Here is a 12,627-nt window from a genome sequence, read left to right on the forward strand (position 1 = left end):
GAACAGGCGAAATGTAGTGGTCAACTAATCCCGGACACTGCGTTGAGTTTTTCCTCGGCCACAGCAGGCGCCAGCCCGCTGGCCACGCTGCTCATAGGCCATGTCCAAGGCCTTGATCTCCAGGTCGGCATCGGGCTTCGATGACAACGCCCAGCCCACCACGCGACAGACAAAAAACTCAATGAAACGATGAGCGGTTGCGGTCGAAAATGAGTGAGGCGGCATAATGGCAACGATGCTGGTTCACCCCAGCCTCTTCCCTCAGCTGTTGCGAGCCTCCTTTGTAATGAACACCGAAAGACGTTACTCAATCATCCTGGAGCGTAGTGCTGAGGTGCTGCTTAACAACGCACTCATGACACAAGTCGAGGCGTTTTGGGACGCCAATGACTCCCGCTACTTCGGCTTACGCATCGAAGACGAGCACAGCGCGCATGCGCGGGTCATGGTTACCGATGAACTCCCCGAGGATGACGGCGAGTGAGTTCAAATCCCGCGCCTACAGGGCTTGTTTCTGTAGGCACGGAATTTCGACAGGCGCGGATCAGATACGGAAGCTGCCCACCAGGTGTTTCAGGCGAGCGGCTTGCTGCTCCAGGTCGGTGCAGGCGCGCAGGGTGGACTGCAGGTTTTCCACCCCTTCCTGGTTGAGCATGTTGATTTCATTGATGTCCATGTTGATCGAATCAACCACAGCGGTTTGCTCCTCGGTGGCGGTGGCCACCGACTGGTTCATACCATCAATCTCGCCGATGCGCAGGGTCACGCTGCCCAGACGCTCACCGGCCTGATTGGCAATCTCGACGCTGTCCTGGCTGTGGCGCTGGCTCTGGCCCATGGTGTCAACCGACTCGCGGGCGCCGACCTGCAGCTCCTCGATCATGTTCTGTACTTGCTGTGCCGACTCCTGAGTACGGTGCGCAAGGTTACGCACTTCATCGGCGACCACCGCGAAACCGCGCCCGGCCTCACCGGCGCGGGCCGCTTCGATCGCGGCGTTGAGCGCCAGCAGGTTGGTCTGCTGGGAGATGCTGGTGATCACTTCGAGGATCTGGCCAATGTTCACGGTCTTGCTATTGAGCGTCTCGATGTGCGAACTGGACGTGCTGATCAGATCCGACAGACGATTCATCGCGGCAATGCTGCGATCGACCACCTGCTGGCCTTCTTCGGCCAGGTGACGCGCCGAGCTTGCCTGTTGCGAAGCCTGCGCGGCGTTATGGGCAATCTCCTGGGCGGCTGCACCAAGCTGGTTGATGGCCGCCGCAACGCTATTGGTGCGGTTGGACTGCTCGTCGGAATTGACCATCGACGAGTTGGAAGCGCTCACCACCCGCAGTGCCACTTCGTTGACCTGCTCGGTGGCTGAAGACACCTCGCGGATCGAGGTATGAATACGCTCAACGAAACGGTTGAACGCAGTACCCAGAGCACCGAACTCGTCCTGACTGTGGATGGTCAGGCGCTTGGTCAGATCCCCTTCACCTTCGGCGATATCTTCCATCGCCCGGATCATCGTGTTCAACGGTTGCAGCAGAACACGGATCAGCAGGCCGAGCAGCGTGATAATGATGGCCACCGCGATAAGCGTGGCAATGATTGCCGAGGTGCGGAAATCACTGAGCATCGCGTAGGCCTTGTCCTTGTCGACGGACAGGCCGATGTACCAATTGGCCGAGGGCAGGCCCTTGATAGGCGCGAAGGTCAGCAGACGGGCCTGGCCATTGGCCTCGACCTCGGTCAGCTCGGCAGACAGCCTCGGTGTGTTCGCCGGGTACAGATCCGACAGCGACTTCATCACCAGCGCGTTGTCCGGGTGGACAAGGATCTTGCCTTGGTCGTTGACCAGGAAGGCATAACCCATACCGCCGAAGTTCAGCGAGTTGATGATTTCCACCAGGCCATCCAGCGCCAGATCGCCCCCGACCACACCGATGCTGCCGGAGACTTTGCTGAGGATGCCGATGACCATCTTGTTGGTGGTCAGATCGATATAGGGTTCGGTGAGCATCGCGCCGTTGGCGCTCATACCGTCCTTGTACCAGGGGCGGGTGCGCGGATCATAGCCGTCGGGCATCTTGGCGTCTGGACGCACACTGAAACCGCCATCGACCTTGCCCAGGTAGACGGTGAGAAAGCTCGAGATCAGGGCGTTCTGGCCCATCAGCGTCTCGGCGTTGGCTGGGTCCTGGGCAATGTTCTGTGCCAGGTTTTCCACCAGACTGATCCGCCCCTCCAGCAGGTTGCGGATATTGGTGGACGTCGAGGCACCCATTTCTGCCAGGTAATTTTCCAGATTAATGCGCGTCGCATTACGCTGGAGGTAGTCGCTGTACAGGGTGAACAGGGTAAAGGCGAGCATCACGATCAATGACGCAACCAAAAGAATTTTGTGACTGAAACGCAGATTTTTATTCATGGTGTGTTCAGTAGTCTTTTTACCGGGACATTTGATTGATATCGGTTGTAGGGGGGAAACCTTGAGGGGCGGAGGGGGTGGTTGATGGCGTTTGGTGGGGGATGTGGCTGAAGACGATGGGCGGGTGAAAACCATAAAGCCCGCAGTGAGCGGGCTTTATGGGGGGTGTTCTGTAGAGAGCCGTGGGCTTTTTGAAATTGTTCAGAGACGGGCAGCTATCGGTCAGTTTCCGCCGTTCGAGCGTCCACGTTCAGTACTTGATATCCCGGGCTTTTTGACGTCCTTCCTGCTTCGTTTGCCGCTTGTCCTGTCGACAACGAGGATTGCTTTGGGCATCGGCCGCTCGACAGTCCTGTTTCGTCTCACGCGCATCCTGGCGCGTCTCCTGCCTGACATCGCGCGCGGCACGACGTGTCTCGGCTCGTTCGGTGGCCGCCCAAGATGTCCCGTTGGCCACCAGAAGAAAAATCATGGCTACCCAACCAAACGTCCTGTGCGTTCTCATAATCTGATCTCCAGGAGCTCGATGTCGAATTCTAAGTACAGCTGATTTCCGAACGTTCCGCAGGCTAAGGAACTGCCATTCATCTAAGCGATGTCCATTGAGCACCTTGCCACTGGCAGCGATAGCGAACGATTGCCGCCAGCTAGAGACATAACGAGATAGGTAGAAACAAGAAAGCCCGCACATGGCGGGCTTTTCTGAGGGTTTCGCATACAAGGAGAGACGTATCGAAACAGCTGAATGGTGCCGGAGACAGGAATCGAACCTGCGACCTTCGCGTTACGAGTGCGCTGCTCTACCGACTGAGCTACACCGGCGTGGCACCAACGCTACCACTGCCGGATCGCTTACGCAAATCACTGTTTAATAACAGCTAATGCTCACTTCGCCGGGGCACTTCCAGCAGGCTTGCAACCAGCTGGGGCGAGGTCTTCTTCTAGGGTGCTAGCACACGCCCAGCCACTGGCCGAGCGGGTCAGAGTGAGGGTTTTGCCCAAAGCCGTAGCCGGGGCATCGACCAAGGTGCAGACGATACTACCCGCGCCAGTGGCAGCCGTGCCGGTGGCGGTGATCGCGCAGTTGCTGGTAGTCGCCTGACCGCCCAGAGCAGTGACGTCGGTGACGTCTTTGCCCTCGTTCATGCGCAGATCAAACGGGGTTTTCAGAGCGGAAATCTCGACCAGGGCAGCAGTCGCCTTGGTCCGCACCTGATGGTTGGTGTACATGGGCAAGGCGATGGTCGCCAGGATGCCGATGATCGCTACGACGATCATCAGTTCGATCAAGGTAATGCCGCGTTGTCCTTTCATGGACGTTCTCCCTCGCAAAATCGGTTCTGGTCAGCAGCGCTCAGCATCGGGCCACCAACAGGCGCGCCAGTAGGCCCGAATGGACACCTTTTGTCACTCTGCGCCGGTCATTCGCTGACGCCGGCTCGACTACTCTAGTGAGCAGCGGGCACTCCTGCCCGCTGCACGGGCCCTGAAGCTGTTTCCGGGTTTGTGCGGGCCACGCCACAAGGATGTCGCGATGACCGAAAAAACCTATAGCTACAGCTGGCAAGGCACTACAGCACAAGGGGCGCTGGTCAGTGGCCAGAGCAGTGGGCGCAGCCCTGCCCTGCTGCGCGCCGAGTTGCGTAAACGCGGTATTCGCCCGCTCAGTGTCGAACGGGTACAGGCCAGGTTGTGGCGCAGGCAAGGCACGCTGGGTAGCCGCGAGTTGAGCCAGTTCAGCCGCCAGCTGGCCAGTTTGATCTGTTCCGGTGTCGCGCTGTTGCAAGCGCTTGAGGTGATTGCCCAGAGCAGCAGCAACCCGGTGCTGATCCGCCTGCTGGGTACGCTGAAAACCGATATCGGCGCAGGCTGCAATCTGGCGGATGCGTTGCGTCGGCATCCGCGGTATTTCGATGCGCTGTACTGCAATCTGATTGCTGCCGGGGAACAGTCCGGCAGCCTGGAAAGCGTGCTTGAGCAGGTCGCCAGTCTGCAGGAGCATCGCCAGGCGCTGCGCTCGCGGTTGAAAAAGGCCATGACCTATCCACTGATCGTGCTGCTGACCGGGCTCGGTGTTTCCAGCCTGTTGCTGCTTGAGGTGGTGCCGCAGTTTCAGACAATGTTCAACGGCTTCGGCGCGCAGCTACCTGCTTTTACCCAATGGGTGATTGGCTTGTCCGATTGGTTGGGGCAGTACTTTGGCTGGTTGCTGCTGTTCACGATCGGCAGTGTCTGGGGACTGTGTCGGGCTTACCGGCGCCAGCCGGCGTTTCGTTTGTGGTGTCTGGGCCTGGCGCTGAAGCTGCCGGTGGTTGGCGACTTGTTGAGCAACGCCGCCCTCGCCCGTTTCGCCCGCACGCTGTCCACCTCGTTCGCCGCCGGTGTGCCGCTGGTGGAAGCGCTGGGGCCGGTGGCCGGTGCGTGCGGTAATCCGTTGTATGAGCAAGCGGTGCTGCGCCTGCGCAAGGACCTCGCCAGCGGCCAGTCGTTGAGCCAGGCGATGGCCAGAAACGGTTTGTTTCCGCGCTTGATGCAACAGATGTGCGCCATCGGCGAGACAGGCGGTACGCTGGACGATATGCTCGCCAGAGTCGCCAGCCATTACGAAAGCGCCATTGAACGCTTGCTCGATAACCTGGCCAGCTTGCTCGAACCTCTGATCGTGCTGATTCTCGGGCTGCTGGTGGGCAGCCTGGTGATCGCCATGTACCTGCCAATCTTTCAGCTCGGTAGTGTGATCTGAACATGGACCTGATGGATACGCTGGCCAGCCAGCCGCTGCTATACCTGAGCTTTGCCCTGCTCCTGGGGCTGGTCGTCGGCAGTTTTCTCAATGTGCTGGTGCACCGCCTGCCGATCATGCTGCAACGCCAGTGGCAGGCTGAAGCGCGGGAGGTGCTCGAGCTGCCCAGCGAGCCTGAAGCCGAGCGTTACGATCTGTTCTTGCCCGCATCACAGTGTCCGCACTGCGGGCATCGCATTCGCGCCTGGGAAAACATTCCGGTTTTGAGCTACCTGCTGCTGCGCGGACGCTGCAGCAGTTGCCGCAGCGCCATCAGTGCCCGTTATCCGCTGGTAGAGCTGGGCTGCGCGGCCCTGACGGTGTTTGTCGCCTGGTATCTGGGGGCAACTACCGCTGCGCTGGCCCTGATGCTGTTCAGTTGGGGACTGCTGGCCATGAGCCTGATCGACATCGAGCACCGGCTGTTGCCCGATGCTTTGGTGTTGCCGCTGTTGTGGCTGGGACTGATCGTCAACGCTTTCGAGCTGTTCGTGCCCTTGTCAGATGCTCTGTGGGGCGCCGTCGCAGGTTATTTGAGCCTGTGGTCGGTGTTCTGGCTGTTCAAGATCATCACCGGTAAAGAGGGCATGGGTTACGGCGATTTCAAGCTACTGGCGCTGATCGGTGCCTGGGGTGGCTGGCAGATCCTGCCGCTGACCCTGCTGCTGTCGTCGGTACTTGGTGCGGTGATCGGGCTGATCATGCTGCGTGCCAAAGGCCAGCAAACCAGCACGCCGATCCCCTTTGGTCCCTATCTGGCCATCGCGGGCTGGATCGCACTGCTCTGGGGTGGTCAAATAACCACTTCTTACCTGAACCTTTCTGGAATGTGATGACCACCGCTGCTTTCACTCCCTGGATTCTCGGCCTCACCGGCGGCATCGGCAGTGGCAAAAGTGCTGCGGCCCAGCGCTTTGTCGAGCTGGGTGTGCACTTGGTGGATGCCGATCAGGCCGCGCGCTGGGTGGTCGAACCCGGGCGTCCGGCACTGGCCCGTATCGTCGAGCGCTTCGGTGCCGGTGTGCTGCAGGAAGATGGCCAACTGAACCGTGCGGCACTGCGCGAGCTGATCTTCAGCGACCCCGAGCAACGGCGCTGGCTGGAAGCCCTGCTGCATCCGTTGATCGGTCAGGAGATTTTCAGTTACCTGGCCAAGGCCGAGTCGCCTTATGCGGTGTTTGTGTCGCCGCTGATGGTCGAATCGGGCCAGTTTCAGCGCACCCAGCGCCTGCTGGTGATCGATGCCCCGCAGGAGCTGCAGATCCAGCGCACCCTGCTGCGCGACCAGACCAGCCCGGAACAGGTGCAGGCCATTCTCAAGGCCCAGGCCAGCCGCGAAGAGCGCCTGCGCCATGCCCACGATGTGCTGGTCAATGATCGCGACCTGACCTGGCTGCATTCGGAGGTCGACCGCCTGCATCACTTTTATCTGACTTTGCGAGGAGGCCAAGCATGAGCCAACCCATGACCGTAGAATGCCCGACCTGTGGCGCCCCCGTTGAATGGAACGCCGCCAGCACGTTCCGGCCGTTCTGTTCCGATCGCTGCAAGCTGATCGACCTGGGGGCGTGGGCTGCTGAAGAGCACAAGATCCCGGTCGCGCCGGATGCTGAAGACGAACTGTTTTCCGGCGAGCTCGATCCACGCGCCCACCATTGAGCCTCAGCGCCCGGCGTCGTCGTCCTTCCACGGTGCCTGCAGATAGCGGGTGCGGTTGAAGGTCTCCAGCCACTCCGGGCAAAACACCACCAGGGCGCTGACGATCATGCCGTTGATAAAGGCTTCGGGAAAGATGATCAGCCACAGGTAGCCGATAAAGTCTTCGATCCACTCCGGCATCACGAAGCGCCCGTCCAGCCACAGCAACCCCAGCCCGAGCAACAGGCACAGCAGTGCCGCCAGGGCTGCGGCAAAAAATCCCGAACAGAAAATATAAACGAACAGGTTTTTCGGCTGCGCCCGTTCCACCAGGATCGCGCAGACTTCGGTGACCAGCACTGGTAGGCCGATAAACAACAGGCCGTTGACGCCCATGGCGGCCAGGTCCTGACGCCCTAGCAAGATCAACCCGACCTGCGCCAGCAGGCCGCCGACAATCGCCAGTGGCCAATCCAGCAACAACGTGACCGCAGTCATGCCGATGAAGTGGTACGACACCCCGTTGTCGAAGTCGCGGCGCACCAACCACAGCGCGAACAAGGCGAACACGGTGCCGAACAGCAGATGCTGGCGACGACTGTCAGTGAACAACTCGACCCAACGCGTACGCGCCAGCGCCCACACCAACAGCACGACATAGCCGACCCAGCCCAGGGTCAGGCTGTGGTCAGACAGCACTTGAGCATCAATCACGGCAGCAGAGCCCTTCAGACAAGACTTTGCTGGCAGTCTACACCTCAAGCAGTGAGCCACGCCGGTGCTGGCCTTCAGCTATGCTCAAACGCAAGCGACCCTGGCGCTCCTGAAACGGAGTGAGTCATGCCCAAGCCTCTCATTACCGCTCCCTTGGTGATTGCTCTGGCAACACTGCTGGGCCAGCCGCTGCCCGCTTCGGCGGCTAACTATCAAACCTTGTGTCAGGTAAAGGAGGGCAGCGCCAGCAATACGGCGACCTTCTGGTTCGACACGCGCTCACTCTGCGCCTACTCCGGAATGCAGGTTCAGCAAGGCCGCACTTATCAGGTGAAGATGCAGGTGCCTGATCAGTGGCGCTGGAGTGACCGGCAGATTCCGGCCAACCCTGGCGGCTATGAATGTCCGCTGGAGTTTCCGCTTTCGTGGCTAATGGCACTCTCAACGTCTATGCGCCGGCATCCGGATCTGCCCTGGTTTCAGACCATGGTGCGTATCGGCACTGCTGGCGACGACATTTACGCGCTGCCCATCAAGCCGGAACAACTATTACCGTCAGAACACTGCGATCCTGAACCGGAGATCGAGGAGTGGCCCAAAGCGTGGCGCTGCCCTCCTGATGCGGTTGCCGTGGAAGGCGGCCGAATCTTCAACAGCAGTTTTACCGCCCGCAGCGACGGTCCTTTGTTTTTCTACGTGAACGATGTGGGGGGCGGGTCGGTGTTGGGGGATCTCCTCTACCGCAATAACCAGGGCTGCGCGCGCGTCACAATCACCGAATCACAACAGTAACGCCGATGCCTTGGCGCTGAACGCGAGCATGGAGGATGTGCGATGCGCTGGATGCTGATGGTGTTGGTGCTGATGCTGATGCTGATGACGGCCGGCTGTGCCCAGGACCTGAGCCAACTCGGCCCGATCAAGCTATCGGACGAGCACAAGCTGACACAACCAAAACTGGAGTATTTCGGGGTGGCGGGGTTTCGGCTGCGCTGGCGTGATGAAGCGGTAGTGTTCGACCCTTTTTTCAGCCGCCCGTCTCCACTCCAACTGCTCTGGCTCACACCCGATGTCAAAAGAATCAAGGATGGTATGCCCAGAACGCCGGAAGCGACCATGCTGTTGGTCGGTCACGCTCACTATGATCACCTGCTCGATGTGGCCTGGGTTTTGAACCATAAAACCCCAAACGCGACCTTCTATGGCTCGCGTACTGCCGGGCATATCTTGCGTGCTGAAGTCAGTGCAGAGCGCGAATTCGAAGATGCCGAGCAGAAAATGGCCTGGCTACCAGGCCCCAACGGCCCACGCCCGATTGCCCGGGAAGATGGCTGGTTCAAGTCGAAAAAAGGCGCTTTCCGGGCCATGCCGATTCAGAGCAGCCACGCGCCAAACGTCACACAAATTGACCTGATGGGTGGCAGTTACCAACAAGACCTGAAAACTTTGCCCAAAAGCTTCCGGAACTGGAAGGAAGGCCAGACCCTGGCCTGGCTGGTGGACCTGCTGGATGAAAACGGCAAAACCGTCTACCGCATCCACTTTCAGGACAGTTCAAGTGAAGAACCTTATGGATTTCCTCCCGATCCTGGCGATAACAGAGGTATCGATGTCGTGATCCTGCCGGTGGCGTCGTGGATTCAAGTCAAAAGATATCCACAGGCCCTGATCGAAGCGACTCAACCCAAGCTGGTTGTACTGTGCCATTGGGAGGACTTTTTCAGTGGCGATCCTGATGACCTCAAAGTGTTACGCGGCGAAAAAGACGAATACGCCCTGTACCGGATCGTGCGCACCACATTGCCGCAAGCATCACAGATCGTGATGCCCAAGCCGTTCAGCGAGATAGCCCTGCCGCCGCTGTAACCCACGCTTGGTTAACGGGTTTATTTCTGAAGACACAATTGGACGCTAAGCTTGTCCCCATGGACGACTCAGACTACTTGCGCCTGCTAACCATTCAGGCCGAACAAGCCAATGCGTTTCTTTCCAATGCCCGTAAATGGGAACGTGAGCGTTGGGTCTGCCAGCGCCTGCTGCAAGGCTTGAACATTCCTTACCGTAGCGAGGACTTTACCCCCGCCGGTCAAGAGCCGCCTGACGTGCTGTTTCGCGATGCTGCTTTCGAGGTGTTTTTCGTCCTCGATGAAGGCCGTCGGCTCAACGACGAGTGGCGCGAAGAGCTACAACGGCGGCGCAGCGCCTTTTCCCTGAGCCAGCTGGTGCGGCGCGAAGCGCGGCCGCGGCGGATCAGTGCCCAGGAGCTGTTGCAGCGTCTGGCCCCGACCTTGCGCAAAAAATCGCACAACTACCAGGAACGCGGGCTCGACCTGAGCGAACTGGACATCATCGCCTTCGCCAGCCTCAAGCGTGAGGTGCTCGACCTCAACAGCCACTTCCCGCCGCCCACCGAATACCTGCGCCAGGGCTGGCGCTCGCTGTCGCTGGTGGGGCCGACCTTCGCCCGGGTGCTGTTCGCCCACCCGGATGCGCCGGACTTTCTGCGCGGTAACCTCGGCCGCAGCATTGTTTTCGATGTCGGCATCAGCCTTTGAGCTGGCCCCCTGCCAACGCGTAATGGCATAAATTGCGTGGCGGTGATACAAAGCGCAATCATTCGTCATAATGACCGCCGCGTGACTGCGCCATGGGCCTTGCTCAAACAACTACAGTGAACCCTGTAGCTTCCTTTCAGTCACAAGCGTCTACCTGACGAGGCCCTCATGACCAGCCGCCTGAATCCCGAAGACCAACGTCGTGTCGATCAATACCTGCAAGCCCCCCAACATCAAGTCGAGCGCAAGCCTTTCCGGCCCTGGCTGCTCCTTGTCATGGTGGTGCTGGTGACTGTTGGCCTGGGCCTGTTGAGCCGCCTCCTGAGTAACCTGGTGCTATGAGCTGCCTTGCGCTCGCCCAAACCGCCCGCCCTGAGCGGCCGATGACTCACGACCAGAATTCCGTAAACCTTATGAGATATCCCCATGACTCACCGTATTGTGATTGTCGGCGGCGGCGCCGGCGGCCTGGAACTGGCGACCCGCCTGGGTAAAACCCTGGGCAAGAAGGGCAGCGCCAGCATCACCTTGGTCGACGCCAACCTGACGCACATCTGGAAGCCATTGCTGCACGAAGTAGCCGCAGGCTCGCTGAACTCCTCGGAAGACGAACTGAACTACGTGGCCCAGGCCAAGTGGAATCACTTCCAGTTCCAGCTCGGCCGCATGAGTGGCCTGGACCGCGAGAGCAAACAGATCCAGCTGGCCGCGACCCTCGACGAAGAAGGCCGCGAGCTGCTGCCTGCGCGCACTCTGGGCTACGACACCCTGATAATCGCCGTAGGCAGCAACACCAACGACTTCGGTACCCTTGGCGCGGCGCAGAACTGCCTGTTCCTGGATACCCGCAAGCAGGCCGAGCGTTTTCATCAGCAGTTGCTCAACCATTACCTGCGCGCCCATGCCGGCGATCAGGCCAACGAAACCATCAGCGTGGCGATTGTCGGTGCCGGTGCCACGGGCGTGGAGCTGGCTGCCGAACTGCATCACGCGGCACACGAACTGGCTGCCTACGGCCTGGACCGCATCCAGCCCAAGGACATGCACATCACCCTGATCGAAGCGGGCCCGCGGGTACTGCCTGCGTTGCCGGAGCGTATCAGCGTGCCGGTGCACCAGACCCTAGAAAAGCTCGGGGTCACGGTGATGACCAATGCTTCAGTCAGTGAAGTGACGGCCACCGAGCTGAAAACCAGCAATGGCGATGTGATCCCGGCCAGTCTCAAAGTCTGGGCAGCGGGTATCCGTGCGCCGGGGTTCCTCAAGGACATCGACGGCCTGGAGACCAACCGGATCAACCAACTGGTGGTTCGCCCTACCCTGCAGACCACGCTGGACGACGACATTTTCGCCTTCGGTGATTGCGCCGCCTGCCCTCAGCCGGGCAGCGACCGCAATGTACCGCCGCGGGCCCAGGCCGCCCACCAGCAGGCCTCGATGCTGGCCAAATCGTTGAAGGCACGCCTGGAAGGCAAACCGTTGCCGACTTACGCCTACCGCGATTACGGCTCGCTGGTATCGCTGTCGCGTTTCTCGGCGGTGGGTAACCTGATGGGTAACCTGACCGGCAGCGTCATGCTCGAAGGCTGGCTGGCGCGGATGTTCTACGTGTCGTTGTACCGCATGCACCAGATGGCGCTGTATGGCACGTTCCGTACGCTGATGCTGATGTTGGGTAGCCGCATTGGCCGTGGCACCGAGCCGCGCCTGAAGCTGCACTGACATCATCGCTGGCAAGGCCAGATCCCACAGGTCTGTGTGCAACACCAGGCATGTGGGAGCCGGCATTGCCGGCGATGGGCTGCAAAGCAGCCCCATTAACGGAGTACTCGATAAGTACTCTGCACAAAACCATTCTCGAATGTGGTGCTGCGCACATGCTGCAGCTTCACATCCCCCGCCAATGCCCCGAACAGGGGAATCCCGCTGCCCAGTAACACCGGTATCCGAGTGATGGTCAGTTCATCTACCCGCCCTTCACGCAAGAAGCTTTGCACCACCTGGCCACCATCGAGGTACAGGCTCCTGGCGCCTGTGTCGCGCAGATGCTCGAGCAGGTCGGCAATCGGCCCGGGATGCACCTCGACACCCTCCACCTGGCCCAGGGTGCTGCTCAGCACCACAACGCGCTTGTGCGGATACGGCCATTCGCCAAAGGTCAGTACTTTCTCGTAGGTGTTGCGCCCCATGACCAGGGTATCGACCGTCGCCATGTAAGCGGCATAGCCGTGGTCGTCGCTGGAGGTGGTGGCAACCATCAACCAGTCCAGCTCACCGCTCTCGCGGGCGATGAAGCCATCGAGGCTGGTGGCGATGTATACGGAGGCTTTGAGGGTCATGGGGCAGCTCCCTTGCAGAATATTGGCGGATAGTAGCAGGCAATATTCAGGGCTGCAGAAACGAAAAAAGGGCACCCTTTTAAAGGTGCCCTTTTCTCTGAATATGGTCGGGGTAAGGGGATTCGAACTCCTGACATCCTGCTCCCAAAGCAGGCGCGCTACCGGACTGCGCTATACCCC

The 12,627-nt window shown here is 59.9% G+C and carries 15 protein-coding genes, 1 tRNA gene and 1 pseudogene; 10 read left to right on the plus strand and 7 right to left on the minus strand.

All coding sequences use genetic code 11. The features are described 5' to 3' along the window. Positions 1 to 286: 286 nt before the first annotated feature. Complete coding sequence (locus tag AC07OF_RS07760) at positions 287 to 484, plus strand: hypothetical protein (protein WP_038606965.1); 198 nt, start codon at positions 287 to 289, stop codon at positions 482 to 484. Between the two features lie 60 nt (positions 485 to 544). Here the strand turns inward: AC07OF_RS07760 and AC07OF_RS07765 are convergent, their stop codons facing one another. From AC07OF_RS07765 to AC07OF_RS07785, 5 genes and pseudogenes are all read right to left on the minus strand, one after another. Beyond that, positions 545 to 1,309: a methyl-accepting chemotaxis protein gene (locus tag AC07OF_RS07765; RefSeq protein WP_410457934.1), complete on the minus strand. Its 765-nt coding sequence runs from the start codon at positions 1,307 to 1,309 to the stop codon at positions 545 to 547. Positions 1,310 to 1,402: 93 nt separating this feature from the next. Next, a pseudogene (locus tag AC07OF_RS07770) lies at positions 1,403 to 2,554 on the minus strand (HAMP domain-containing protein); the annotation flags it as partial. A gap of 115 nt (positions 2,555 to 2,669) precedes the next feature. Continuing rightward, the gene (locus AC07OF_RS07775) at positions 2,670 to 2,891 is read right to left on the minus strand and encodes a hypothetical protein (protein WP_422415568.1); all 222 of its coding nucleotides are present in this window, start codon (positions 2,889 to 2,891) and stop codon (positions 2,670 to 2,672) included. A gap of 274 nt (positions 2,892 to 3,165) precedes the next feature. Then, positions 3,166 to 3,241 (minus strand) — tRNA-Thr (locus AC07OF_RS07780). Between the two features lie 63 nt (positions 3,242 to 3,304). Next, positions 3,305 to 3,733, minus strand: a complete 429-nt coding sequence (locus AC07OF_RS07785; protein ID WP_476446518.1) for a pilin — start codon at positions 3,731 to 3,733, stop codon at positions 3,305 to 3,307. 220 nt (positions 3,734 to 3,953) lie between these two features. Between AC07OF_RS07785 and AC07OF_RS07790 the strand changes: the two genes are divergently transcribed. From AC07OF_RS07790 to yacG, 4 genes are read left to right on the plus strand one after another with little or no spacing between them, the layout of a single operon-like run. Continuing rightward, entirely contained in the window at positions 3,954 to 5,162 is a 1,209-nt protein-coding gene (locus tag AC07OF_RS07790) for a type II secretion system F family protein (RefSeq protein ID WP_495072734.1), read from the plus strand. 2 nt (positions 5,163 to 5,164) lie between these two features. After that, positions 5,165 to 6,034 (plus strand): prepilin peptidase, encoded by an 870-nt coding sequence (locus AC07OF_RS07795; protein ID WP_157191141.1) that lies wholly within the window; start codon positions 5,165 to 5,167, stop codon positions 6,032 to 6,034. Then, complete coding sequence (coaE, locus tag AC07OF_RS07800; protein ID WP_157191140.1) at positions 6,034 to 6,657, plus strand: dephospho-CoA kinase; 624 nt, start codon at positions 6,034 to 6,036, stop codon at positions 6,655 to 6,657. The genes AC07OF_RS07795 and coaE overlap by 1 nt, the downstream gene beginning before the upstream one ends. Further along, a complete protein-coding gene (gene yacG / locus AC07OF_RS07805) occupies positions 6,654 to 6,860 on the plus strand; it encodes a DNA gyrase inhibitor YacG (protein WP_038606928.1) in 207 nt (68 codons plus the stop codon). The genes coaE and yacG overlap by 4 nt, the downstream gene beginning before the upstream one ends. A gap of 3 nt (positions 6,861 to 6,863) precedes the next feature. Here the strand turns inward: yacG and AC07OF_RS07810 are convergent, their stop codons facing one another. After that, the gene (locus tag AC07OF_RS07810; RefSeq protein WP_157191139.1) at positions 6,864 to 7,553 is read right to left on the minus strand and encodes an energy-coupling factor ABC transporter permease; all 690 of its coding nucleotides are present in this window, start codon (positions 7,551 to 7,553) and stop codon (positions 6,864 to 6,866) included. A gap of 126 nt (positions 7,554 to 7,679) precedes the next feature. Between AC07OF_RS07810 and AC07OF_RS07815 the strand changes: the two genes are divergently transcribed. From AC07OF_RS07815 to AC07OF_RS07835, 5 genes are all read left to right on the plus strand, one after another. Beyond that, positions 7,680 to 8,345, plus strand: a complete 666-nt coding sequence (locus tag AC07OF_RS07815; protein WP_157191138.1) for a hypothetical protein — start codon at positions 7,680 to 7,682, stop codon at positions 8,343 to 8,345. 42 nt (positions 8,346 to 8,387) lie between these two features. Then, on the plus strand, positions 8,388 to 9,419 hold the full coding sequence (locus AC07OF_RS07820; RefSeq protein ID WP_157191137.1) for an MBL fold metallo-hydrolase: 1,032 nt from the start codon (positions 8,388 to 8,390) through the stop codon (positions 9,417 to 9,419). A 59-nt stretch (positions 9,420 to 9,478) separates the two neighbouring features. Next, on the plus strand, positions 9,479 to 10,108 hold the full coding sequence (locus AC07OF_RS07825) for a DUF1780 domain-containing protein (protein ID WP_038606917.1): 630 nt from the start codon (positions 9,479 to 9,481) through the stop codon (positions 10,106 to 10,108). Positions 10,109 to 10,276: 168 nt separating this feature from the next. Further along, positions 10,277 to 10,450, plus strand: a complete 174-nt coding sequence (locus AC07OF_RS07830; protein ID WP_038606914.1) for a DUF3094 family protein — start codon at positions 10,277 to 10,279, stop codon at positions 10,448 to 10,450. An 84-nt stretch (positions 10,451 to 10,534) separates the two neighbouring features. Then, positions 10,535 to 11,830 (plus strand): NAD(P)/FAD-dependent oxidoreductase, encoded by a 1,296-nt coding sequence (locus tag AC07OF_RS07835; protein WP_157191136.1) that lies wholly within the window; start codon positions 10,535 to 10,537, stop codon positions 11,828 to 11,830. 95 nt (positions 11,831 to 11,925) lie between these two features. Here the strand turns inward: AC07OF_RS07835 and AC07OF_RS07840 are convergent, their stop codons facing one another. After that, positions 11,926 to 12,447, minus strand: coding sequence for a dihydrofolate reductase family protein (locus AC07OF_RS07840; protein ID WP_495072735.1), 522 nt, complete (start codon positions 12,445 to 12,447; stop codon positions 11,926 to 11,928). Between the last annotated feature and the right edge of the window lie 180 nt (positions 12,448 to 12,627).

This window comes from Pseudomonas sp. GW821-FHT10B02, assembly GCF_059415665.1.

Excerpts from the sequence above, each read along its gene's own strand:
- AC07OF_RS07760 (WP_038606965.1), top strand. The coding sequence starts at position 287 with ATGAACACCGAAAGACGTTACTCAATCATCCTGGAGCGTAGTGCTGAG.
- AC07OF_RS07765 (WP_410457934.1), bottom strand. The coding sequence starts at position 1,309 with ATGGTCAATTCCGACGAGCAGTCCAACCGCACCAATAGCGTTGCGGCG.
- AC07OF_RS07775 (WP_422415568.1), bottom strand. The coding sequence starts at position 2,891 with ATGATTTTTCTTCTGGTGGCCAACGGGACATCTTGGGCGGCCACCGAA.
- AC07OF_RS07785 (WP_476446518.1), bottom strand. The coding sequence starts at position 3,733 with ATGAAAGGACAACGCGGCATTACCTTGATCGAACTGATGATCGTCGTA.
- AC07OF_RS07790 (WP_495072734.1), top strand. The coding sequence starts at position 3,954 with ATGACCGAAAAAACCTATAGCTACAGCTGGCAAGGCACTACAGCACAA.
- AC07OF_RS07795 (WP_157191141.1), top strand. The coding sequence starts at position 5,165 with ATGGACCTGATGGATACGCTGGCCAGCCAGCCGCTGCTATACCTGAGC.
- coaE (WP_157191140.1), top strand. The coding sequence starts at position 6,034 with ATGACCACCGCTGCTTTCACTCCCTGGATTCTCGGCCTCACCGGCGGC.
- yacG (WP_038606928.1), top strand. The coding sequence starts at position 6,654 with ATGAGCCAACCCATGACCGTAGAATGCCCGACCTGTGGCGCCCCCGTT.
- AC07OF_RS07815 (WP_157191138.1), top strand. The coding sequence starts at position 7,680 with ATGCCCAAGCCTCTCATTACCGCTCCCTTGGTGATTGCTCTGGCAACA.
- AC07OF_RS07820 (WP_157191137.1), top strand. The coding sequence starts at position 8,388 with ATGCGCTGGATGCTGATGGTGTTGGTGCTGATGCTGATGCTGATGACG.
- AC07OF_RS07825 (WP_038606917.1), top strand. The coding sequence starts at position 9,479 with ATGGACGACTCAGACTACTTGCGCCTGCTAACCATTCAGGCCGAACAA.
- AC07OF_RS07830 (WP_038606914.1), top strand. The coding sequence starts at position 10,277 with ATGACCAGCCGCCTGAATCCCGAAGACCAACGTCGTGTCGATCAATAC.
- AC07OF_RS07835 (WP_157191136.1), top strand. The coding sequence starts at position 10,535 with ATGACTCACCGTATTGTGATTGTCGGCGGCGGCGCCGGCGGCCTGGAA.
- AC07OF_RS07840 (WP_495072735.1), bottom strand. The coding sequence starts at position 12,447 with ATGACCCTCAAAGCCTCCGTATACATCGCCACCAGCCTCGATGGCTTC.